19 protein-coding genes and 1 riboswitch are annotated in these 24,758 nt (G+C 42.5%); of the genes, 16 read left to right on the top strand and 3 right to left on the bottom strand.

Translation table 11 applies throughout. The features are described from left to right. Positions 1-9 precede the first annotated feature (9 nt). A complete protein-coding gene (locus tag FGK98_RS08340) occupies positions 10-939 on the top strand; it encodes an ATP-binding cassette domain-containing protein (protein ID WP_138100794.1) in 930 nt (309 codons plus the stop codon). A 90-nt stretch (positions 940-1,029) separates the two neighbouring features. Here FGK98_RS08340 and FGK98_RS08335 read toward each other — a convergent pair whose 3' ends face one another. Further along, positions 1,030-2,469 carry a TrkH family potassium uptake protein gene (locus tag FGK98_RS08335; protein WP_138100793.1) on the bottom strand — a complete coding sequence of 480 codons (1,440 nt, stop codon included), beginning with the start codon at positions 2,467-2,469 and terminating at the stop codon, positions 1,030-1,032. A 3-nt stretch (positions 2,470-2,472) separates the two neighbouring features. After that, a complete protein-coding gene (gene trkA, locus FGK98_RS08330; protein ID WP_138100792.1) occupies positions 2,473-3,822 on the bottom strand; it encodes a Trk system potassium transporter TrkA in 1,350 nt (449 codons plus the stop codon). 401 nt (positions 3,823-4,223) lie between these two features. On the opposite strand from trkA, the gene FGK98_RS08320 reads away from it, so the two are divergent. The 15 genes from FGK98_RS08320 to FGK98_RS08245 all read left to right on the top strand — a co-directional run bounded on the left by FGK98_RS08320 (position 4,224) and on the right by FGK98_RS08245 (position 18,154). Further along, positions 4,224-4,727 carry a tRNA (cytidine(34)-2'-O)-methyltransferase gene (locus FGK98_RS08320; RefSeq protein ID WP_125398392.1) on the top strand — a complete coding sequence of 168 codons (504 nt, stop codon included), beginning with the start codon at positions 4,224-4,226 and terminating at the stop codon, positions 4,725-4,727. 40 nt (positions 4,728-4,767) lie between these two features. Further along, positions 4,768-4,985, top strand: a riboswitch (FMN riboswitch). Between the two features lie 153 nt (positions 4,986-5,138). Next, positions 5,139-5,702 (top strand): ECF transporter S component, encoded by a 564-nt coding sequence (locus FGK98_RS08315; protein WP_138100791.1) that lies wholly within the window; start codon positions 5,139-5,141, stop codon positions 5,700-5,702. After that, positions 5,692-6,342 carry a phosphatase PAP2 family protein gene (locus tag FGK98_RS08310; protein WP_138100790.1) on the top strand — a complete coding sequence of 217 codons (651 nt, stop codon included), beginning with the start codon at positions 5,692-5,694 and terminating at the stop codon, positions 6,340-6,342. The genes FGK98_RS08315 and FGK98_RS08310 overlap by 11 nt, the downstream gene beginning before the upstream one ends. 27 nt (positions 6,343-6,369) lie before the next feature. Then, the gene (locus FGK98_RS08305; protein WP_138100789.1) at positions 6,370-6,789 is read left to right on the top strand and encodes a chromosome partitioning protein ParB; all 420 of its coding nucleotides are present in this window, start codon (positions 6,370-6,372) and stop codon (positions 6,787-6,789) included. Positions 6,790-7,099: 310 nt separating this feature from the next. Beyond that, positions 7,100-8,146: a phenylalanine--tRNA ligase subunit alpha gene (gene pheS / locus FGK98_RS08300; RefSeq protein ID WP_061852988.1), complete on the top strand. Its 1,047-nt coding sequence runs from the start codon at positions 7,100-7,102 to the stop codon at positions 8,144-8,146. 127 nt (positions 8,147-8,273) lie between these two features. Further along, positions 8,274-10,679: a phenylalanine--tRNA ligase subunit beta gene (pheT, locus tag FGK98_RS08295; RefSeq protein WP_138100788.1), complete on the top strand. Its 2,406-nt coding sequence runs from the start codon at positions 8,274-8,276 to the stop codon at positions 10,677-10,679. A 250-nt stretch (positions 10,680-10,929) separates the two neighbouring features. Further along, positions 10,930-11,823: an ABC transporter ATP-binding protein gene (locus FGK98_RS08290; RefSeq protein WP_138100787.1), complete on the top strand. Its 894-nt coding sequence runs from the start codon at positions 10,930-10,932 to the stop codon at positions 11,821-11,823. Then, on the top strand, positions 11,820-13,019 hold the full coding sequence (locus FGK98_RS08285; RefSeq protein WP_138100786.1) for an ABC transporter permease: 1,200 nt from the start codon (positions 11,820-11,822) through the stop codon (positions 13,017-13,019). Before FGK98_RS08290 ends, FGK98_RS08285 begins: the two co-directional genes overlap by 4 nt. 214 nt (positions 13,020-13,233) lie before the next feature. After that, positions 13,234-13,680: a 50S ribosomal protein L13 gene (gene rplM / locus FGK98_RS08280; RefSeq protein WP_001044624.1), complete on the top strand. Its 447-nt coding sequence runs from the start codon at positions 13,234-13,236 to the stop codon at positions 13,678-13,680. Positions 13,681-13,698: 18 nt separating this feature from the next. Then, a complete protein-coding gene (rpsI, locus tag FGK98_RS08275) occupies positions 13,699-14,091 on the top strand; it encodes a 30S ribosomal protein S9 (protein WP_000075969.1) in 393 nt (130 codons plus the stop codon). A gap of 476 nt (positions 14,092-14,567) precedes the next feature. Continuing rightward, a complete protein-coding gene (locus tag FGK98_RS08265; RefSeq protein WP_138100784.1) occupies positions 14,568-15,173 on the top strand; it encodes a rhomboid family intramembrane serine protease in 606 nt (201 codons plus the stop codon). 230 nt (positions 15,174-15,403) lie between these two features. Continuing rightward, positions 15,404-16,090, top strand: a complete 687-nt coding sequence (locus tag FGK98_RS08260) for a LexA family transcriptional regulator (RefSeq protein WP_138100783.1) — start codon at positions 15,404-15,406, stop codon at positions 16,088-16,090. A 3-nt stretch (positions 16,091-16,093) separates the two neighbouring features. Then, a complete protein-coding gene (locus FGK98_RS08255) occupies positions 16,094-17,509 on the top strand; it encodes a Y-family DNA polymerase (protein ID WP_138100782.1) in 1,416 nt (471 codons plus the stop codon). Next, positions 17,506-17,868 carry a hypothetical protein gene (locus FGK98_RS08250; protein WP_138100781.1) on the top strand — a complete coding sequence of 121 codons (363 nt, stop codon included), beginning with the start codon at positions 17,506-17,508 and terminating at the stop codon, positions 17,866-17,868. Before FGK98_RS08255 ends, FGK98_RS08250 begins: the two co-directional genes overlap by 4 nt. Then, entirely contained in the window at positions 17,861-18,154 is a 294-nt protein-coding gene (locus FGK98_RS08245) for a DUF5960 family protein (RefSeq protein WP_138100780.1), read from the top strand. Before FGK98_RS08250 ends, FGK98_RS08245 begins: the two co-directional genes overlap by 8 nt. 361 nt (positions 18,155-18,515) lie before the next feature. On the opposite strand, the gene FGK98_RS08235 is transcribed toward FGK98_RS08245, so the two are convergent. Continuing rightward, entirely contained in the window at positions 18,516-24,686 is a 6,171-nt protein-coding gene (locus FGK98_RS08235) for an alpha-L-fucosidase (RefSeq protein ID WP_138100779.1), read from the bottom strand. Between the last annotated feature and the right edge of the window lie 72 nt (positions 24,687-24,758).

Genomic DNA, 24,758 nt, shown 5'->3' with positions numbered 1-24,758 from the left:
AGGAAGGAAATGTCTGAAAAATTAGTAGAAATTAAAGATTTAGAAATTTCCTTCGGTGAAGGAAGTAAGAAGTTTGTCGCAGTTAAAAACGCCAACTTCTTTATCAACAAGGGAGAAACTTTCTCTCTTGTAGGTGAGTCTGGTAGTGGGAAAACAACGATTGGTCGTGCCATTATCGGTTTAAATAATACCAGTAAAGGTGAGATCATTTTTGATGGTCATAAGATCAATGGGAAAAAATCTCAGAAGGAATCATCAGATTTGATTCGTCGTATCCAGATGATTTTCCAGGACCCTGCAGCCAGCTTGAATGAACGTGCGACGGTTGACTATATCATCTCTGAAGGTCTTTACAACTACCACTTGTTTAAAGATGAAGAAGATCGAAAAGAAAAAGTTCAAAAGATGATCCATGAAGTTGGACTTTTGAAAGAACACTTGACCCGTTATCCACACGAGTTTTCTGGTGGTCAACGTCAGCGTATCGGGATTGCCCGTGCCCTTGTGATGGAACCTGATTTTGTTATTGCAGATGAGCCAATTTCAGCCTTGGACGTATCAGTGCGTGCGCAAGTTTTGAACTTGCTCAAGAAGTTCCAAAAAGAGTTGGGCTTGACTTATCTCTTTATCGCGCATGACTTGTCAGTTGTTCGCTTTATCTCAGATCGTATCGCGGTTATCTATAAGGGAGTTATCGTTGAAGTGGCGGAGACAGAGGAGTTGTTTAACAATCCTGTCCACCCATACACTCAAGCACTTCTATCTGCTGTACCGATTCCAGACCCAATCTTGGAACGCAAGAAGGTCTTGAAAGTTTACGATCCTGACCAACATGACTATGAGACAGATCAGCCATCTATGGTAGAAATTCGTCCAGGTCACTATGTTTGGGCTAACCAAGCGGAAGTTGCTCGATACAAAGAAGCTCTTAAAAAATAAACAGACTAGGAGAGGACCCGAAAGGTCTTCTCATTTTTAATAGAAAAATTCCCCTTTTACTATCTTGTAAAAGGGGAATTGTAATTATAATTAACGTTTAGACCAAGTTCGTTTCATAAAGAGTAGCAAAATGGGGTATATCTCTAAGCGACCCGCAATCATTGCAAATGAAAGCAGGATTTTAGAGACGGGACTAAAGATGGCAAAACTAGAGGTTGTACCTAGAATAGGTCCGATATTGTTAAAACAGCTGAAGACAGCACTGGTCACGACTAGAAAATCATTGCTATCAAGACTGACGATAAAGATGAGAGAGAGTATAATCATCACGTAGATGGCAAAATATTTAAGAATCTTGTGCTGGGTATCCTTATCAATCACGGTTTTATTGACATGCAGAGTCAAGACACGGTGAGGGGATAAAATAGATAAAATCTGATTTTTGGCAATTTTTGTGAGGATGAGTCCACGGATAATTTTGAGACCACCAGCAGTTGAACCAGCTGAGCCACCGATTCCCATGAGGAAGAGGAGGATAAACTGGGAGAAGAGAGGCCAGTTGGTAATATCTCCGTAACCAAATCCAGTTGTCGTGATGATATTGGAAACCTGGAAGAGAGCCATCTCAAAACTCTTAGAGACACCTTGGTAAAGGTGGAGGGTATTGAGAGTAATCAAACCTGTAGACACGAGGACAATAATGACATAAGCCCGCAGTTCTTCATCTCCAAAGAAGGCCCTGACCCGACGGAGCATGAGGTAGTAGTAGAGATTAAAGTTAACCCCAAAAACCAGAACTCCGATACTAACTAGATAGGTGATGAGTGAGCTACCATAGTGGGCAATTCCATCGTTGTAGACGGTGAATCCTCCTGTACCAGCTGTTCCCATAGCGATGACAAAACTATCATAGAGAGGCATACCTGCTAGGTAGTAGATAACAACAAAAAGGGAGAAGAGAGCCAGATAAAGCAGATAGAGAATCTGGGCAGTGTTTTTTAGCTTGGATACGACCTTGCCAAAGACGGGTCCAGGGACCTCAGCCTTCATCACTTCCAAGTGGCTATTCTTGGCATTGTCCATAATGGCAAGTGCAAAGACGAGTACCCCCATCCCTCCGATCAAGTGGGTGAAACTTCGCCAGAAGAGGAGGGAACGACTAAGAACGGAAACATCTGTTAGGATAGTAGCACCAGTCGTTGTAAAACCAGAACTGATTTCAAAGAAGGCATCGATGATGCTGGGGATTTGTCCTGAAAAGACAAAGGGGAGGCCACCAAAGAAAGACCAGAGAATCCAACAGAGGGCAACGATTAGGACACCCTCCTTGGCATAAATCCGTTGATTTTTTGGTTTTCGCAAGACTCCCAGCCCACCGAGAAGGACTAAAATTCCAATTGTTGTAAAGAGAGCTGTGAATACTTGGCTGGATTCTTGATAATAGGTTGCTACGCTAACGGGCACTAGGAGGAGAACAGCCTCAATCAAGAGAAGTTTTGAGAGGAGGTAACGAATCATACTTTTATTCATTTTTTACCTCTCAATCAAATCATAAATCTTGGTGATGTTTGGTAGCAGGGTGATTATCAGTAACTGGTCTCCTACCTCAAGCATATCCTCTCCAGTCGGGAAGATTGTTTTTCCTTTTCGGATAATGGCTGCGATGAGAACCTCTTTCTTCAATTTTAACTGTGAAAGGGGTTTGGCAGTCATTTTATTAGCTTCCTTGATATGGAATTGTAGGGTTTCAATTTGACCATTTGCAAGATGGTGCATAGCTTGAAGGTCTGAGTATTGGGCGTTTACCCGACCACGGATAAAGTGCATAATGGTATCCACTGCGATGATTTTGGGTGTGATGATACTTGAAAAATCAGGTGCATGGATAATTTCTAGGAGACTGGTCCGGTTGACCTTGGTGATATTTTTCTGGACGCCAACACGGTCAAGAAACATAGAGGTGATGATGTTTTCCTCATCAACCCCAGTTAAGGTTGCGACTGCATCATAGCTAGGAGCACTTTCTTCTAGTAATATGTCTTTTGCAGTTCCATCTCCCTGAACGATATAGAGATTTGGGAATTTTTCACTAAAGAAACGAGCTCTTTCAGGATTGATCTCAATAACCTTGGTATCGATGCGACTGTCTTTCAAAATGCCAAGTAGATAATAAGCAATTTTTCCAGCTCCAACGATAAGCAAGCTTTTCACTGCACGTGATTTGAAATAGTTGTGGAAAAGCATCATATCCACACGATTTCCCGTAACAAAAATCCTATCCTTGTCCTGGATAGTGACATCACCACTTGGAATCATGAGTTGATGGTCTCTTTCCATAGCACAGACAATGATGTTGCCAAATTTTTTACGGAAGTCTGAGATTGGCATTTGACAAAGACCGCTAGAATCTTTGATAACAAACTCCATCAGGCTGACCCGACCTCCAGCAAAACGCTCAACTGAGAGGGCATTAGGGAAATCGATGATATTTGAGATGGCACGGGCTGCTAAGAGTTCTGGGTTAACGATAAGTGAAAATCCAAGAATATTTTTCTCTTTAAAATAGGCATTAGAGTATTCAGGATTTCGCACTCGAACGATGGTTTCTTTAGCGCCCATTTTTTTAGCAAGTACCGCTGAAATCATATTCACTTCATCGTATTCGGTTAGGGCGATAAAGATATCGCACTCTTGAACACCGGCTTGCTCCAAGATGGCAAAGTCAGCACCATTTCCAAGGAGGCCCATGATATCAAAGCGGCTGACAATATGGTTAAGTACAGCTTCATTTTGCTCGATGAGGACAACGTCATGTTTTTCCGCTACTAGTGAACGACAGAGGGCAAAACCGACTTTCCCTCCACCAACAAGGACAATTTTCATATAAAAAACCTACTTTTTCATGATGTAACTATCATACCCTTTTTTAGCAAAAAATGCACTTGCCAAGCCGATTTTTAGGGGAAGAAAGGACTTTTTCAAGTTTTTGAAGATAAATTTGCTTAACTTCTATAACAATGTCTCCGATTTGAAGTGATTTTACTCTTTTACTACTCCTTTTCAGAAATGGAATGACCAAACATGAAAATATCATCAAAAAAAGTAAAAAAATCAAGTCGTTTCTATTGACATTGATTCTGAAAGTGTTATACTAAGAAAGTAGTTTCGCTGATTTACTTCAAACCTGTTGTGAGGTAAGTTAACGACGCCTTAACCACGCTGTTTGCTGAGCTTGACTCCGGGCAGTGTGGCTATTTTTTTGCAATGATAAAAGGAAGCCAATTATGACAAATCACATTGTTTTATTTGAACCTCAGATTCCACAAAATACAGGTAATATCGCGCGTACTTGCGCTGCGACCAATTCTCCCCTCCACATCATCAAACCGATGGGCTTTCCTATTGATGACCGCAAAATGAAGCGAGCAGGTTTAGATTATTGGGATAAGTTAGAGATTCATTTTTATGATAACTTGGCAGACTTTATGTCTCAGATGAAGGGAAAACTCTACTTGATTTCCAAATTTGCAGAAAAGGTTTATTCTGAGGCGAATTTGGCAAGCGATGAGGACCAGTATTTTCTCTTTGGACGTGAGGATAAGGGTTTGCCAGAGGAATTTATGCGAGAACATCCTGAGAAGGTTCTCCGTATTCCCATGAATGATGAACACGTCCGCAGTCTCAATGTGTCTAATACCGTCTGCATGATTGTCTATGAGGCTCTTCGTCAGCAGAACTTTGCAGGTCTTGAGCTTGTTCACACCTATGAAGCAGATAAATTGAAATAATCAAAATGCTTGCACTTGCAAGCGTTTTTTGTTATGATTAAAGGGTCTTCAGGGCTGGGTGTGATTCCCGACCGGCGGTGACTTTAACTAGCTATTTTGGCTTACTCTTCGTTGTCTTGTCTCGATATACTCAAGTATTATCTTCGACTGCGACGCCTAGATTAATCCAAAATATCTTAGTTAAAGAAGTCCGCGAGCGCAAGCTGATGTGGTGCGATTCCACAACCGACAGTATAGTCTGGATGGGAGAAGACGAAAGAATGGCTTTGTCTGTTCGGACGAGTTTATAGATAAATTGCAACCGCTTGCTCAAAAGAGTGAGGGGGAACTTTTTGGATATAAAAAGTGAGAATAGATAGAGGAATCCTTTCCAACTTCTTCTGATTTTATAGAAAATTGGAGGAACCTGCTATGACAAACACACGTCGACTTTCGACCATTGCGATTTTATCAGCCATTTCATTTGTGCTGATGTACTTTGACTTTCCGCTCTTGCCAGCGGCAACCTTCCTCAAGATCGAGTTTAGTATCTTGCCAGTCCTTGTGGGCTTGGTGGTGATGGATTTGCCTGCTGCTATCGGGATTCTCTTGTTGCGCTCACTCTTGAAGTTGCTTCTGAATAGCCAGGGAGTGAATACTTATATTGGGTTGCCAATGAATATTGTAGCCTTGGGAGTTTTTGTTATCGCATTTGGTTTGATTTGGAAAAAGGAACGCAGCACCCTTCGTTTTCTACTAGCATCTCTAGCGGGAACTATAGGATTGACTTCAGCGATGTTGGTTCTCAACTATGTCTATGCTGTTCCTTTGTACGCGCAGTTTGCTAACTTCGATATTGGAAAAATTTTGGGACTTTCCAACTACCTAATGACTATGGTCTTACCTTTTAACTTGATTGAAGGTGTAATCTTTGCCGTTTCATTCTGGTTGTTACATGTCCTTTTGAAGCCAACCTTAAAACATTATGAGAGATAAACAAACATTTTTAATGAAGGGCAGTTTTGCCCTTTTACTTTTCGTCCTACTTGGCTATATGGTTAAGTTTTACCCCGAAATGCTGGTCGGTTTTGACCAACCGATTCAGACAGCTATTCGTGGGGATTTGCCAGATTATTTGACAGTTCTGTTCTGTGCCCTTACGCATTTGATTGATATCCCAGTGATTATCACCTGGGTTGCCATCGCAACCTTTATCTTTTATCGTAAGCAGTGGAAGATAGAAAGCTACTTCATGGCGGGCAATCTAGCTTTGGCTGGTCTTTTAATCGTGACTTTTAAAAATATCTACCAGCGCCCACGGCCAGCTATCTTACACTTGGTAGAGGAGAAGGGATTTTCCTTCCCAAGCGGGCATTCTCTTGCAGTGACACTGATGGTAGGTACTTTGATTGTCATTCTCAGTCAACGAATTAAAGATCCAGTCTGGAGAAAAATCGTGCAAATCGTGCTAGGTCTCTACCTAGTCAGTGTACTGGTGTCAAGGGTCTATCTGGGAGTTCACTATCCATCAGACGTCCTTGCCAGTCTCTGTGTGGGCTTGGGAGTCTTGTTTATCGAATTTCCCTTCTATGACAAGCTCCGCTTCCAATGGCGATTTAAAGGCATACAGAAGTAAATATTAAATTCCTTTGAGGAGAAAGAAATGAAAGTCAACATAAAAGATCTTCATCCGAGTCAGCTATACTTATCAGAAAAGAAGTTACAAAATATCCAGATGCTTTATCAGTCGGCAGAAATGCCCAATATTAATCCAATCAGTGTTCTTACCTTCGGAGATTGCTTGTTGATTACAGACGGGCATCACAGGGCTTATCAGACTTTATTGGCAGGTCGGGATACGATTTCTGCTGAGTGGGATAGAGATTGTGGTGATGAACTGTATCATCTCTATGCGCAAGCTTGCGAGGAAAGAAAGATTTACTCTGTTCTGGATTTAAAAGACCGTATCTTACCTCAAGATGAGTATGAAGCAAAATGGTATAACTGGTGTGATGGTTTTAATCAAGCAGCAACTCTTTTATTGAAAAGGCAAGCAGATGAAACAAATCCTACAAATAGGTAATGAATTGTGTCTTGTTCCTTTTTATATTGAAATTAGTCTAATCTAACTTGTTTTTTAACTAAAAATCTGATAAACTATGTAGTAATCGAATAGAAATCCGCAAGACTAGTAACTCAAGGGAAGTATATCAGGGAGGAGAGCCGTGACTGCAAGCTCTCTATATGAAAGCTGGGTGAATTCACTTGCGCATGGATTTAGAAATGAAGGTCTGACTTGTCAGATGAAACGGATGGTACCGCGTGTCAACGCTCCGAGTGGAGTTTTTGACATGTGGTTTTCTTTTTATCTACGAGCGACTGATGGAGGAATTATGTCAACTATTGAAGAACAATTAAAAGCGCTTCGCGAAGAAACGCTGGCTAGCTTGAAGCAGATTACTGCTGAAAATGAAAAAGAGATGCAAGATTTACGTGTCTCTGTCCTTGGGAAGAAAGGATCGCTTACTGAAATCCTCAAAGGGATGAAAGATGTTTCTGCTGAGATGCGCCCAGTCATCGGGAAACACGTCAATGAAGCTCGTGATGTCTTGACAGCTGCTTTTGAAGAAACAGCTAAGCTCTTGGAAGAAAAGAAAGTTGCAGCTCAACTAGCAAGTGAGAGCATCGATGTGACACTTCCAGGTCGTCCAGTTGCGACTGGTCACCGTCACGTTTTGACACAAACCAGTGAAGAAATCGAAGATATTTTTATCGGCATGGGTTACCAAGTCGTGGATGGTTTTGAAGTTGAAAAAGACTACTACAACTTTGAACGCATGAACCTTCCAAAAGACCACCCAGCCCGTGATATGCAGGATACTTTCTATATCACTGAAGAAATCTTGCTCCGTACTCACACGTCTCCAGTTCAGGCGCGTGCCATGGATGCCCATGATTTTTCAAAAGGTCCTTTGAAGATGATTTCGCCAGGGCGTGTGTTCCGTCGTGATACGGATGATGCGACCCACAGTCACCAATTCCATCAAATCGAAGGCTTGGTTGTTGGGAAAAATATCTCTATGGCAGACCTTCAAGGAACGCTTCAGTTAATCGTTCAAAAAATGTTTGGTGAAGAGCGTCAAATTCGTCTGCGTCCCTCTTACTTCCCATTCACAGAGCCATCTGTTGAGGTGGATGTTTCCTGCTTCAAGTGTGGTGGAGAAGGCTGTAACGTATGTAAGAAAACAGGTTGGATCGAAATTATGGGTGCTGGTATGGTTCACCCACGTGTCCTTGAAATGAGTGGTATCGATGCGACTGTTTACTCTGGCTTTGCCTTTGGTCTTGGTCAAGAGCGTGTAGCCATGCTTCGCTACGGAATCAATGATATCCGTGGTTTCTACCAAGGGGATGTCCGCTTCTCAGAACAGTTTAAATAAGATTGAAACCTGAAACACAGTCCTAAACAGTCGCTCACATTTCATATAGTTAAAAAGAAACGACTGACTCGAAGAAAAAGAAAGGAATTGAAAAGGTCTTGCTTGGTGGGATCTTACAATCAGAATTATGTTAGTATCTTATAAATGGTTAAAAGAATTGGTGGACATCGATGTGCCATCACAAGAGTTGGCTGAGAAAATGTCAACTACAGGGATTGAGGTCGAAGGTGTCGAATCACCGGCTGCTGGTCTCTCAAAAATTGTCGTCGGTGAGGTCTTGTCTTGCGAAGATGTGCCAGAAACTCACTTGCATGTCTGTCAGGTTAATGTGGGTGAAGAAGAAGCCCGTCAAATCGTTTGTGGTGCTCCAAATGTGCGTGCTGGTATCAAGGTCATGGTGGCACTTCCGGGAGCTCGTATCGCGGACAATTACAAGATCAAAAAAGGAAAAATCCGCGGTCTTGAGTCTCTCGGAATGATTTGTTCACTGGGTGAGTTGGGTATTTCTGACTCCGTTGTTCCAAAAGAATTTGCGGATGGTATCCAAATCTTGCCAGAAGATGCTGTTCCAGGTGAGGAAGTCTTCTCTTACCTAGACTTGGATGATGAAATCATCGAGCTTTCTATTACACCCAACCGTGCAGATGCCCTATCTATGCGTGGAGTAGCGCACGAAGTGGCAGCCATCTATGACAAGGCAGTCAGCTTTAAAGAATTTACCTTAACAGAAACAAACGAAGTAGCAGCAGATGCTCTTTCTGTCAACATTGACACAGACAAGGCTCCTTACTATGCAGCCCGTATCTTGGACAATGTGACCATCGCACCAAGTCCACAATGGTTGCAAAATCTTCTTATGAATGAAGGTATCCGTCCAATCAACAACGTAGTGGACGTGACCAACTATATCTTGCTCTACTTTGGCCAACCCATGCATGCCTTTGACTTGGATACCTTTGAAGGAAATGACATCCGTGTACGTGAAGCGCGTGTCGGTGAAAAATTGGTGACCTTGGATGGTGAAGAACGTGATTTGGATGTGAATGACCTAGTCATCACTGTCGCAGACAAACCAGTAGCCCTTGCAGGTGTTATGGGTGGTCAAGCAACAGAAATCTCTGAAAAATCTAGTCGTGTTGTCCTTGAAGCTGCTGTTTTCAATGGGAAATCTATCCGTAAGACCAGCGGTCGCCTCAACCTTCGTTCAGAATCATCTTCTCGTTTTGAAAAAGGCATTAATGTGGCAACAGTCAATGAAGCCCTTGATGCGGCTACTAGCATGATTGCTGAACTTGCAGGTGCGACGGTGCATAAGGGTATTGTTTCAGCAGGTGGGCTTGATACCTCTGATGTAGAAGTTTCTTCAACCCTTGCAGATGTTAACCGTGTCCTTGGAACTGAGCTTTCTTATGCTGATGTAGAAGACGTCTTCCGTCGTCTTGGTTTTGGTCTTTCTGGCAATGCAGATAGCTTTACAGTCAGCGTCCCACGTCGTCGTTGGGATATCACTATCGAGGCAGATCTTTTTGAAGAAATCGCTCGTATCTATGGATATGACCGCTTGCCAACTAGTCTTCCAAAAGACGATGGTACAGCTGGTGAATTGACTGCGACACAAAAACTCCGTCGTCAAGTTCGTACTATCGCTGAAGGAGCAGGATTGACAGAAATTATCACCTACGCTCTGACTACTCCTGAGAAAGCAGTAGAGTTCACAGCTCAACCAAGTAAGCTGACTGAACTCATGTGGCCTATGACAGTGGACCGTTCCGTTCTCCGTCAAAATATGGTTTCTGGTATCCTCGATACCGTTGCCTACAATGTGGCTCGTAAGAACAAAAACTTGGCTCTTTATGAGATTGGAAAAGTCTTTGAACAAACAGGCAATCCAAAAGAAGACCTACCAAACGAGATCAACAGCTTTGCCCTTGCTTTGACAGGCTTGGTTGCAGAAAAAGACTTCCAAACAGCAGCGGTTCCAGTTGATTTCTTCTATGCTAAGGGAATCCTTGAAGCCCTCTTTGCTCGTTTGGGACTCCAAGTAACTTATACTGCAACATCTGAAATCACTAGCCTTCACCCAGGACGTACAGCCGTAATCTCACTCGGTGACCAAGTTCTTGGTTTCCTTGGGCAAGTACATCCAGTCACTGCCAAGGCTTACGATATTCCAGAAACGTATGTAGCGGAGCTCAACCTTTCAGCCATCGAAGCTGCCCTTCAACCAGCTACTCCATTTGTGGAAATCACAAAATTCCCAGCAGTTAGCCGTGATATTGCCCTTCTTCTCAAAGCAGAAATTAGCCATCAAGAAGTTGTAGACGCAATTCAAGCTGCAGGCGTGAAACGATTGACAGATATCAAACTCTTCGACGTCTTCTCAGGCGAAAAACTAGGACTTGGTATGAAGTCAATGGCTTACAGCCTGACTTTCCAAAATCCAGAAGATAGCTTGACGGACGAAGAAGTCGCACGTTACATGGAGAAAATCCAAGTATCTCTCGAAGAAAGAGTGAATGCAGAAGTACGTTAAACCATCAATCCATCCTTGGGGGTGGATTTTTAGTTTCAAGAAGACAGTTCAGGATCAAAAATGAACAATTGGGGAGTAAAAGCTCTCAGCTATACTTTATTGGGTTATAATTAGTCTATCACTTGGGTACTCAAAAACCTTAGAGAGTTTAGTTTCTAAGGAAGGATGAACAAGATAAAAATGTACATAAATCCTTGTAAAGGCTATCAAAAAGGAGTATAATAAGTGCAACATATTTCGGAGGTGGAAGATGCTAGAAGTAAGAAATCTAGAGAAAAGTTTCGGTTCCAAGCAAGTCTTGTTTGGTGTAGATTTTCAGGCAAGTCCAGGACGAATTCTAGGGCTGGTCGGGAAAAATGGTGCTGGGAAAACAACGATTTTCCACAGTATTTTGAAATTTTTGGAGTACCAAGGAGAGATCAGTCTGGATGGGCAGGATATTCGTCAGGAGACTTACGCTCGGATTGGTTATCTGCCTGAAGAACGCAGTCTCATGCCCAAGTTGACAGTCCTTGAGCAAGTTCGTTACTTGGCTACTCTAAAGGGCATGGATGCTAAGGAGGTCAAAGAAAAACTCCCTCAATGGATGGAAAAACTGGAAGTTAAGGGGAAATTGACCGACAAAATCAAGAGCCTCTCAAAAGGAAATCAGCAGAAAATCCAGTTGATTATCACCCTAATCCATGAACCAGACTTGATTATCCTGGATGAGCCCTTTAGTGGTCTGGATCCAGTCAATACCGAGTTGCTCAAGCAGGTTATCTTAAAAGAAAAAGAGCGTGGTGCGACCATTATCTTTTCAGATCATGTCATGACCAATGTCGAGGAGCTTTGCGATGATATTCTGATGATTCGAGATGGACGTGTGGTCTTGCATGGACCAGTTCAGGATGTCCGCAATCAATACGGAAAAACGCGTCTCTTTGTTTCAAGTGAACGAAGCAAGGAAGAACTGGAAAGTCTTCCTCATGTCAAACAGGTGAGCTTGACTAAGCAAGGCAGTTGGAAATTGATCCTAGATGATGAGAACGCTGGAAGAGAACTCTTCCCGATCCTCACTCAAGGTCAATACATCGCGACCTTTGACCAACAAGCTCCAACAATCGATGAAATCTTTAAACTAGAATCAGGGGTGGAAGTATGAGAAATATGTGGGTAGTTATTAAAGAAACTTATCTGCGACATGTCAAGTCCTGGAGTTTCTTCTTTATGGTCATTTCACCATTCTTTTTTATAGCTCTAACTGGAGGCATTAGCTATCTTCAAGGATCTTCTATGGCTAAAAATAGCAAGGTGGCTGTGGTGACAACTGTACCATCTGTGGCAGAAGGGCTCAGGGATACCAATGGGATTAACTTTGACTATCAGGATGAAGCTAGTGCCCAAGCTGCTATCAAGGATGAAAAAATCAAGGGTTATCTAACTATTGATCAAGAGGATAGTGTCATCAAGGCTGTTTACCATGGTGAAACCTCGCTTGAAACAGGTATCAAGCTAGCAGTAACCAATAAACTCAATGAACTTCAATACCAACTCAATCGCTCGGCGGCTAATTTGTCCCAAGAGCAGGAAAAACGCCTGGCTCAAACTGTTGACTTTACTGAGAAGATTGACGAATCCAAAGAAAATAAAAAGATGGTCCAAACCATTGCGGCTGCAGGGCTCGGTTTCTTCCTTTATATGATCTTGATTACCTACGCAAGTGTCACTGCTCAGGAAGTGGCTAGCGAGAAAGGAACCAAAATTATGGAAGTTGTCTTTTCTAGTATCCGAGCTAGCCATTATTTCTACGCTCGCATGATTGCCTTGCTTCTTGTAATTTTGACCCATATTGGTATTTATGTCGTGGGTGGACTTGCTGCGCTTCTTCTCTTCAAAGATTTACCATTCTTGGCAAATTCAGGTATTTTAAACCATTTGGGAGAAGCCTTCACTGTCAATACCTTACTATTTGTCTTAGTGAGTCTCTTTATGTACGTAGTTTTGGCAGCCTTCCTTGGTTCCATGGTTTCTCGTCCTGAAGATGCCGGTAAGGCCTTGTCGCCTTTGATGATCTTGATTATAGCAGGCTTTATAGGGGTAACAGCCTTGGGTGCTGCAGGGGACAATTTAGTTTTGAAAATTGGTTCCTACATTCCCTTCATTTCAACCTTCTTTATGCCATTTAGAGCCATTAATGGTTATGCAAGTGATTTAGAGGCTTGGATTTCACTGGCGATTACAATCGTTTTTGCAGTAACTGCGACAGTCTTTATCGGGCGTATGTATGCCAGCCTAGTCCTTCAGACAGATGATTTAGGCCTATGGAAAAGCTTTAAACGTGCCTTGACATATAAATAGCAATAAAAACCTCGTTTTCACGAGGTTTTTGTGATATTTTAAAGGTCAAATCAGGAAAATTATTTTTCATATCTATTGACTTTTAGTAGTAAAATTTGGTATGATAGTAGACGGTATTGTTTACCCCATTTGTAAGGCCCCGGAACCTTTCAAATACCCCGCGGACCGGAACATCCGCCCTGTAAACAAAAACGATATTCATATAGGAGAAATCATGAACAAAACTACATTCATGGCTAAACCAGGCCAAGTAGAACGCAAATGGTACGTTGTTGACGCAACTGATGTACCTCTTGGACGCCTTTCAGCAGTTGTTGCTAGCGTACTTCGCGGAAAAAACAAACCAACATTCACACCACACACTGATACAGGTGACTTCGTAATCGTTATCAATGCTGAAAAAGTTAAATTGACTGGTAAAAAAGCAACTGATAAGATCTACTACACTCACTCAAACCACCCAGGTGGATTGAAACAAATCTCTGCTGGTGAACTTCGTTCTAAAAATGCAGTACGTTTGATCGAAAAATCAGTTAAAGGTATGCTTCCACACAATACTCTTGGCCGCGCTCAAGGTATGAAGTTGAAAGTATTTGTTGGAGCTGAGCACACTCACGCTGCACAACAACCAGAAGTTCTTGATATTTCAGGACTTATCTAAGGAAAGGAACAATAAAGTATGTCACAAGCACAATATGCAGGTACTGGACGTCGTAAAAACGCTGTTGCACGCGTTCGCCTTGTTCCAGGAACTGGTAAAATCACTGTTAACAAAAAAGATGTTGAAGAGTACATCCCACACGCTGACCTTCGTCTTGTAATCAACCAACCATTCGCAGTTACTTCAACTGTAGGTTCATACGACGTTTTCGTTAACGTTGTAGGTGGTGGTTACGCTGGTCAAGCAGGAGCTATCCGTCACGGTATCGCTCGTGCCCTTCTTCAAGTAGACCCAGACTTCCGCGATTCATTGAAACGCGCAGGCCTTCTTACACGTGACTCACGTAAAGTTGAACGTAAGAAACCAGGTCTTAAGAAAGCTCGTAAAGCATCACAATTTAGTAAACGTTAATCAATACGATACTATCAATGTTTACAGACATTCAAGAATTTTCTCTTGGATGTCTTTTTTTATCTATCTTAATTTTACAAAATGGGAACTATGTTATAATAAGTAATATGATTGCAGACTAAAAATTGTAGATTATCACTTGGAACGGAGGCAACTAATGAGAAATAAGGTTGCTAAAATTATTGCTATTGTAATAGTTTTTATATTTGGAGGAGCTTATATATATAATAAACTAACCAAGCCGAGTCTATGCCCCAAAACAGCCAAACTCTATCAGCATGGCTTTAGCAACTTTCTTACATTTTGGAAACCGATCTGGATTTTCATCTACAACTACATCTACTGGCATTTTCTTGTTTAATATCTATTGTCTTTGAAGGTGGGCATAAAATGGGAAATTAGGAATCGAAGTGTAGTATAATAGACATAGATGAAGAACTGAAAAAATTAGAAGTATATAGAAGAGAATTAGCAACATGAAAAACATCCTCAAAACCTACCCAGTTGTCAGTACTTTAACTTTCATTTGTTTATTGTTAGGAATTCTCACTTCTATTTATGGGGATGCTATGTACGACCTATTGGCCTTTCATTCAAAACCGGTTTATTATTGGCAGTATATGAGTGGAACCTTGATGCATGGAAGTAAAGGAGCCCCCCTCTGGTTTTTATGGGTACATCTATTTTTAAATGGGCTCATGATTCTACCTTTTGGCGGACTACTGGAAAGGAAAAGAGGCTCCAAACATGTCTTGCTTGTTTTTGTTACCGCGACAGTCATCTCTTCCATCGCCTTTCACTTCTTAACACAGGGGCAAAAAATTCAGGCGACGGGGATTTCTGCGGTTGGCTATGCTTTTATAACTGGAGGAGTCATACTTTTACCGAATATTTGGAAAGAATTTTCATGCACTGTAAAACTGTATTATCTTTTCTTAATCCTTCTAGCTAGCCTGATGCTTTTACCAATGATCACCGGATGGATCTCGACTTGCTTGCATCTTTCGGGGATTGCTAGTTACCTTTTTGTTTTTTCTTCAGCCACTATCTTAAGGAAAAAGCTTGAGCCATCCGGTGATTGATCATGATAGTGAGATTTACAGACATTCAAGAGATTCTCTTGGATGTCTTTTTTGTTCAGAATAGATAAGTGGGGCTGTTTAAACTTGTTTTTCCCAGTGGACAATCGTCCACTTTTTTTATATAATAAAACTAAACTAAATTGGTTGAATTTTGAATATGTAAGTTCAACTGTCGATGTGTCTTTCTAAGGGAGATGTGTCCATTAAAGCATCACACTAGGAGGTGAATCATGTACCAACCAGAAAAACTCAAGGCTCGGAGAAAAGAGTTAAAATTGACACAGAAGGAAATTGCAGAGGAGTTGGGGATTAGTTTTCAGGCTTATTCGGCTTGGGAGCGTGGGGTCAAGGAACCGTCCAAGGAGAAGGTTGCTCAGCTAGAGAAGATTTTAAAAGTAGCAAAAGGTTATTTCACCCAGATAGAGATTGTCCGTCTCTACAATAGTCTCTCCAAGCAAGGGAAGGAAAAGGTTGTTCTCTATGCTCGTAACCTGGCTCAAGAGGAACAGGCTCAGAAAGTGACGACCATGCCAGAGCGTCTCTACGAGTACCGTGTCTATGAACGCATGTCAGCAGGGATTGGGGCTTCGGTCTACGATGACCGAAATTTTGATACGGTCTACTTTAATGAAGAACTAGCCCATGATTTTGCGTCATGGGTATCTGGGGATTCCATGGAACCTAAATATCAAAATGGTTCTGTGGCTCTGATTCGGGAGACAGGATTTGATTATGATGGGGCGGTTTATGCAGTGGTTTGTAACAACCAAACCTATATCAAACGGGTTTATCGAGAGGAAGATGGCTTGCGTCTGGTCTCTATCAATCCCAAATACAAGGATATTTTCATCTCCTATGAGGAAGATCCTCGGATTGTAGGGATTATCGTTGGGAATTTTGTGCCAATGGAGGGCTAGTCTATGGGCTACTTTGATTATTCCAGAGAGCCCGAAAGTGATATTGCCTTTGTCGATATGAAATCCTTTTATGCTAGTGTTGAGTGTGTGAAAAGGGGCTTGCATCCGCTGAAGACCTCGCTTTGTGTCATGAGTCGCGCGGATAATTCAACAGGTCTTATCCTAGCCTCCTCTCCCATGTTTAAGAAGATTTTTGGCAAGTCAAATGTTGGGCGTGCCTATGATCTGCCCTTTGATATCAAGACCCGCAAATTTTCCTACTATAATGCCAGAAAGCAAGGGTTGCCTACAGATTCAGACTATGTGCGTTGTATCGAAGATTGGGCACAAGTCACCTTGATTGTCCCTCCTCGGATGGACGAGTACATAGCGGTCAATATGGAAATCCAGCGAATCTTTCAAAACTATGGCAGTCCAGATGATATTTATCCCTACTCTATCGATGAGGGCTTTATCGATCTAACCAGTTCGCTTAACTATTTCATCCCAGACAGGCAGATTTCTCGCAAAGACAAGCTGGATATGCTTTCTGCTCGTATCCAGAGAGATATTTGGAGGCAGACAGGGATCTACTCTACGGTGGGTATGTCCAATGCCAATCCCTTACTAGCCAAGTTGGCTCTGGATAATGAGGCCAAGCACACCCCGACCATGAGGGCTAACTGGTCTTACCAGGATGTGGAAGAGAAGGTCTGGGCCATTCCCAAGATGACGGATTTTTGGGGAATTGGCAGGCGGATGGAGAAACGCTTGCATGCTCTGGGGATTTTTTCCATCAAGGAATTAGCAACCAGCAATCCAGACCAGCTAAAGAAAGCTCTGGGTCAGGCTGGCCTGCGTTTGTGGTTTCATGCTAACGGGATTGACGAGAGCAATGTTCATAAGCCCTATAAAGCTAAGTCCCAAGGTTTGGGAAATTCTCAAATCTTGCCGAGAGACTACGTGAAGTTACGGGATATCGAAATTATTCTCCGAGAAATGGCAGAGCAGGTGGCTATTAGACTGAGAAGGGCGGGCAAGAAAACGACCCTTGTCTCTATCTATCTTGGTTTCTCTAAACAGGAGGTTAGGCCGTCTATTCACACACAAATGAAGATCGAACCTACCAATAATACGGCTATCTTAACGGATTATGTTTTGAAGCTATTTCATAACAAATACACTTCTGGGGCGGTCAGAAGTGTCGGAGTCAACTATTCAGGATTTGTGGATGAGTCCTTTGGTTTGATTTCCCTCTTTGATGATGTTGACAAGTTAGAAAAAGAAGAAAGGCTCCAGACGGCCATTGACTCCATTCGGAAACAATTTGGCTTCACTTCTCTCTTAAAGGCCAATGCACTGGAAGAAGCCTCTAGGAGTTTTGCCAGAAGCAAGCTGATTGGTGGGCATTCTGCTGGAGGATTAGATGGATTACAATGATTGATCGTTCTTATTTACCTTTTCAATCTGCACGAGACTATCAAGATCCAGGGATGCAGAAGTGGATGGGCTTTTTCCTCTCAGAGCATACCAGCTCGCTTGGTGAAGAAAAAAATCGTGTTGATTTTTCGACGAATTTGAATTCAGTTGAGAAGCTACTCTTGCTTTCTCAGCTTTATGTTGGTCAATTGAAGGGATGTTTTGTTGTCAAGGAAAGAAAGCAAAAAACGACAATCATCGGTGAGGTGAGCGAATTAGCACCTCAAACTCTATCTATTAAAACAAACGAGGGATATAGGCTGATAGAACTTACAGACATCCTCGAAATTCGACTGTTGGAGGAGGGAGTGTATGACTAGAAAAGAGTTGTATGAAAACAAACTGCAGATGGATTATTTTTCAGATAATTATATCCGTTTTGAAGAGGATTTCCAAAAATACTCTGCCATGAATGTTCCCTTGACTTTTTTGATCGATGATATCCTACGAACCATGGCCATCAATCAGAAGAACTACTTCGTCTTAAACAAGGAAAATGCCAAGGATGGGCGGGAGCATCGCTTTTATTTTAGGGTGGAGATGGAAAAAGATTGTTCACGGACGAGAATCTATGCCTACGCTGGACTCAAAAATAGTAGTCAGTAGACTAGGTGTGGTAGAATGAAATCTGACCTAGGTAAGGTGACTTGTGAGCGTCAGAAGATTTCATGGTATAGGAATTCGAAACACCATCCTACATCTGCGGAGGGATTGCCGAAGCTTACTATGGTATTCCTGAAGATATTAGACAAGAAGCACTATCTTTTTTAGATGACCGTTTGCTTGAAATCGTAGTTGACTTTGAAAATATCTACCCTCAATGATAACCTTATTTTAGAATTTTATACTAAAACATCCATGTATATTTGTGGATGTTTTTAAATTTTACAGATAGAAAAAGAGAAGACCATTTGGTCTTCTCTACGGGGGAACTGAAATAATGGGAAAGAATCAATCAAAGATTTTTTTAGTCTTTGAAATTCTTTTGGAAGATAAGGAGAGACAAGATAGAAGTAATAGCTGCCAAGAATAGGAAGGCATTCGCTTCTTGTTCCCCAGTTGCTGGGAGTTGTTTTTCCTTGTCTTGTTTGACTGTAGTTGCAACAGGAACTTTTTCATCTTTTGCTGATGAATTGTCTGTTACGACTGGAGCTGGTTTTTCGGTCTCTCTTGGGACAACATACTCAGGAAGGGTCACAACAGGTGGTGCCTCTGTTCCTACTGAGCTTTGCTTGATACCCACCTCAATCACTCGATCTTGAGCTGGAGTTGTTTCCGTTTTGACAACTTTGCGATTGCTGCCATCTACTTCAACATACTCAACAAGAAGACCGTCTTTACCTTCTGATAGGATTTGCTCTTTTCCTTTGTCTAGTAGGGCATTTTCGCGACGGATAGTCTTGAACGGCACTGGTTTATTGACAATTTCCAAACTTGGAAGTGTAAAGACAAGATCCTTAACTCCTTCTTCGGGACTTGAAGAAGTAATCGGTTTTTCTGGTTGAGCTGGTAGAGGGTGCTCAGGAAGGGTCACAACAGGTGGTGCCTCTGTTCCTACTGAGCTTTGTTTAGTGCCCACCTCAATCACTCGATCTTGAGCTGGAGTTGTTTCCGTTTTGACAACTTTACGATTGTCACCGTCTACTTCAACATACTCGACTAGGAGACCGTCCTTCCCTTCTGATAGAACTTGCTCTTTTCCTTTGTCTAGTAGGGCATTTTCGCGACGGATAGTCTTGAACGGCACTGGTTTATTGACAATTTCCAAACTTGGAAGTGTAAATACAAGGTTCTTAACTCCTTCTTCAGGAGATGAAGAAGTAATCGGTTTTTCAGGTTGAGCTGGTAGAGGGTGCTCAGGAAGGGTCACAACAGGAGGTGCCTCTGTTCCTACTGAACTTTGTTTAGTGCCCACCTCAATCACTCGCTCTTGAGCTGGAGTTGTTTCCGTTTTGACAACCTTGCGATTGTCACCGTCTACTTCAACATACTCGACTAGGAGACCGTCCTTCCCTTCTGATAGAACTTGCTCTTTTCCTTTGTCTAGTAGGGCATTTTCGCGACGGATAGTCTTGAACGGCACTACCTTATTGACAATTTCCAAACTTGGAAGTGTAAATACAAGGTTCTTAACTCCTTCTTCAGGAGATGAAGAAGTAATTGGTTTTTCTGGTTGAGCTGGTTGCAACTTGTTGATTTGCTCGAGAGCAGTTTCTAGCGCTTTATTGACTGCCTCCTGAGTCTTAGCTTCTTGGATCGCAGCAATGGCTTGATTAGCAATTTCGACTAACTTCTTCTTAGCATCATTGTCTGCTCCGAGTTGAGCTACTTTCTTTTCGATTGCTTCAGTCAAGCTAGCCATGGCCTTATTGTATTCAATTTCCGGCTGTTTCGGTTCAGCAGGCTGTTCTGGACTCGGTTCCTCTTGGCCTCTTTGATAGTTCTCGTCCTTGGAAAGGATATCTTGTAAGGCACTGACAGTTAACATGACTTCTTGAACATCCACAGCTTCGGCACTGAGTTGGTTTCTCAATTTTTCTAGATTTGCTTGGAAAGCTTGGCGTGCAGTAGCCGTATTTTTCAAACCTGCTGGATTAAAGTTTGACAGATCGTCTTTCCATTTAGAGATAGACTGGATGATATCTGCCTTGCTGTATAGTTCACTACCTTCGCCACGAGTGATGAATTGGTCTACTTGGATACCGATATTTCGAGACAAATCGTTTCGATCAGGATCGAGTTGAAGGGTGACTGCGTGCAAGTTTTCATCAAGACCTTTTAGGCTAACCAGAGTTTGATTGCCTTGGCGTTGGGCAGCGTGACCGCTAAAGTATTTCTTGCCATCAATAGTCGAAGCATTTCCCATGCCATCTTGGTAAGGAACTTCTTTACCATCTAAGAAGACCTTGTAGATACCGTGACCTGGGTCTACAAATCCCTTGATGTCAAGTCCAGTACCGTAGAAGTAAGCTGTTACGGTTGTCTTTTTCTTTTGCACATCAGTTAAGCGCCCAAAGGAAGCCCAAGACTCCGTCTTTTGGTACTTATCTGCTGAATTGGTTTCATGGTTCCAGCCAGTACTGTAATCCAACTGACTAGCTTGGTCATCATAGCTTTTTTGATCCTTGATCAGCAATTCAGCCTTCATCACTTGGATTGTTGCATCGGTAGCAAAACCGAGCAAGGCACCATCAGAAACAGAAGTGAGCTTGGCTTTAAAGTCAAAGATAGAGTCGGCTTGTTCTGTAAAGTCAATCGTTGGGATGGTAACAGTCTTTTCTGTTTCTCCATCTTCAAAAGTCACATCTTGAGTTGTATCTTGGTAAACTTTACCGTGAACCCCAGTTCCAGGCTCTGTGATAAAGCGAACAGTAGCAGTTCCCTTGCTTCCACCAACACGTTTAATTTTAACAGTGACTGGTTTTCCTTTTTCGACTTCGTAGTTAGTAGACTCGAGTTCAAACATTCCCTTGCTATCATTGTTTAGGGTGTAGATTCCTTCTGTAGCAATCGGTTCACCTGTTTTATTAACGAGAGTAATGGTGTGTTGTCCAGGTGCTAAATCATCTGTTTCAAAGACTTTTTGGCTTCGTTTACGGCTAGCATTCTTAGTTTGCACATCCGCAACTTTTTGGCCATCAACATAGACGGACATTTCTCCATGACCTGGATCGACTGTAGAGACGACATAGGCCTTGGTTCCTGTGAAGGTATAGCTTACTTTGGCATCTTTTTGATTGGTCCACATAGAAGTGCCACGAACACCTTCAGCTTCATTGTACCAAGTTGTACCAGCCTTGTCAGCGGTTGTATTTGAATGGTACTCGAGTCCAAGAGGGTAACCGTCTGTCTTCTCAATGCTAGTAGGTGTCTTGTAGACTGAGAAGTTGGTCAAGATTGGAGTTGCTTGAGCACCAGTGATAGTTACACGGATTTTTTGCGCTTCTACAGGTTGTCCTTGAATCAAACGGCGGTAGCCAACAGTTGAACCTTCCCCGTAAGTCACCCAGCGCCCGTTGATTTCGACTTCAATCTTGAAACCAGAGATACGTTGACCTTTGGCGATGTCTTCCTTGAGTTCAACGACATCAAAGCGTCTCTTTTGCCCTAAATCGACTGTAAAGCTACCAGTTGTAGCATCATTTGAGAGAGCCCAGCTAGTATCATCTTTACCGTCTGTCAGGTGACTTTCCTTATAGAGGTGGTTCTGACGGGTAGAACTTGCTGTTACAGTGGCACCTTTGGCAAAGTCAGTCGCATACATTTGGTCTAGAGTTGCCTTGAACTCCTTCAAGCGAGCCACATCCGCATCTGCAAATTTTCCTTCTTTATTTGGTGGAATGTTGAGAAGGAGTGGGGTTCCACGACCAACAGACTTGAAGTAGATATCCATCAACTCTTTGAGTGATTTCGGCTGTTGGTTGTCATGGTAGAACCAACCGGAACGGATCGAAACGTCAGCTTCCCCTACAGAGTACATATCTCCATCTGGGTCACCGTGGTTGAGGTAGTCATTTTTCACATCGTCTGTGATGTTGGCACGTTTGACTTTATGCCAGACAGGGTCACCTGCGATACCACGTTCATTTCCGATCCAGCGAACGCTTGTCGGTTGAGCAGAGAAGATGGCGATATCCCCTTCAGCTTTTTTGATGTATTTGAACCATTCATCAAAGGTGTAGGTTACTTTTTGGGCACCGCTACCACGCGCACCGTCCATCCAAACTTCGATGAATTTGCCTTTATTTCCGTATTTTGGATTGCCAAGGATTTCTTTCAGTTGGTTGAGATAGTATTCGTTGTATTCTTTTTCAGTTGCGACATGGTATTTTGGATGGTTGGCATCCCATGGTGATAGGTAAACCCCCATATTCATGTCGTACTTGCTAGCAGACTTGGAAACTTCTTCGAGAAGGTCACCCTTTCCATCTTTCCATGGGCTAGCAGCTACGGTATGATTCGTATACTTAGAAGGGTAAGCAACGAAACCGTCGTGGTGTTTAACAACCATAATGGTCCGTTTGAAGCCAGTTTCCTTCAGCGTGCGAATCCATTGATCTGTATCCAAGTTGGTTGGATTGAAGTATCGAGGGTCTTCTTTCCCATTTCCCCATTCAGAATTGGTATAAGTGTTCATTCCGTAGTGGATGAAGGCTGCTAATTCTTCCTTGTGGTAATCGAGTTGGGCCTTGCTTGGAAGAGGTCCATGGTTGCCAATCTCAGTTTCTTTATCTTCTGGATGAGCGACTGGAGGAGTCGGAGTCGTTGGATTGGATGTATCAGCGATTGGCTCGTATTCAAAGACGACTTCATTCACACCTTTTTGCTGAATCCTTGCTTCCAAGCTAGCCTTGACTGGACGGTAGCCAGCAATGTCTTTTGCATGGAAGGTGTTGACAAAGGAAACCTCATACTCTTGGCCTTCATTGTTATCAACTGTTGCCTCAGCTAGTTCAGTAGCTGTTCCTTTTTGACGGTAGTAAACTTTGAAAGAGCCTTTGTTGACTTTATAGACAATCTTGATGACACGGGTTCCAGGAGCTGTCTTGCTAACGACGTTGTGGTTCCACTCGTCTTTTAGTTGCTTCTGAATCTCAACTCCATCGATGGAAACAATCTGGTATTTTTCTAGATTTTGCTTGTAGAATTCGGTTGGAGTGATTGCTTTTTTGAAATCATAGTCAAAGCCAGTTCCCACTTCTGTTTTGTCTAAGAAAGTATCATTTTCTTTGACTGTATTGCCTGCTTCATCCACGTGCTGGATGACGACACGTCCGTAATCAATTCCCTTGACTAGAGTAGCGACACCGCTCTCATCAAAGGAGTACTGATTTTCTCCGATGACAGCTGTCTTATTTCTAAGCATTTCACCTTCGGGTGTAAAGTAATAACGTTTGCCATTATCACCTTGATACCAGCCCTTGACACCATGTTTTGCGATGATATCTTTAACCCATTTGAGTTGTTCAGGAGAGAGGACAAGTCCACCTCCAAAGCGATCCTTCTCAGGGATACTCGCATTATCAACTGTTCCGCGCTGGTGGACACCGATGACTTTTCCATCGCCATTGATAATCCCACCACCAGATAAACCAGATACGGAGGTTGTTTGGTAGGTGATGCTAGTAGCACCCTTGTCGTCATAAGACTCAACGGATTTAACTGTACCGTCAGCTTTATAAAGTTGACCAGCTATGATAGGTTGCTTGAGTTCTTTTGAACTAGAGTCAGTTGGATAACCAATCGTGCTGACAGGATCACCTGATTTGTATGTCTGATGCTCAGCGAGTGGTACAAAAGTTGCTGCTTTATTTGGACTTGCGATTTGAACAGGGACAGGTGCTACAACTGCTGCCAAATCATTTTGGTATCCCTTGCTAAACTCTTCTTTATTCCAGAAGTGGATATCTTTCTCTTGGAAGAGTGTTGTATTTCCTGAATTTGGCTGAGAATTCTTAACGGGAGCGTTGGATCCTAGATTGTAATAGAAGCGCGCAGAATCTCCGCCGCGAACATGGCCTTCTTTATCTAAAAAGTTATGAGCAACTGTCAAGAAAACGTTAGGAGCTACGAAAATACCAGAGCCAGAAACGATGTATCGTTGAGAACCACCATTATAAATGCTGTAGACCATAGTGGCAGCAGTTGCGGGTTGTCCCTCGTATTGAATATGCTTGAGATCCAAACCACCGTTAATAATAGCACGATTCTCTTTTTGAGCGTTCTCCTCTTCCTTTGACTTCAAAATACTTTTTGATTCAACTTGAGGACTTTCAGCCTTTTCTACGGTAGCTGAAGTTTTGAGAGGTTTGACGTCGGTGTCAGGGTATGCTTGATCGTGAATTTCTTCAGGGAGCAGATCAGCCTTACTTGTATCAGCAGGAGCTTCTTCTTTTTCTAATTGCTGTGCTGCTGGCTGGTTGAGGTTTTCTTTCTTCTCGGGTTCAACTTTGTTTTCTTCTAGATTGGAAACCTGCTCAATTTTACTCTCAAGGTTTGATTTTCCATCGGGAAGATTTTCATCAGCTAGAGCAGTTCCTGAAGCAAAAAATGCTAGTCCGACCATGACAGAGGCCACACCTACAGTCAACTTCCGAATGCTAAACGTTTGCCCTTTTTCAAAAAGGTATCGATTCATAATATACTCCTAGTTTTTAGAAAGGCAGTCAGCTACTGCCCGAGCCCAAGTCTGACTTGGTTACAACTTGAT

It is taken from the genome of Streptococcus australis, from assembly GCF_901543175.1.
Taxonomy (GTDB): Bacteria; Bacillota; Bacilli; order Lactobacillales; family Streptococcaceae; genus Streptococcus; species Streptococcus australis_A.
The sequence above is the reverse complement of the archived record's forward strand: the minus strand, read 5'-3'. Positions and strand labels throughout refer to the sequence as shown.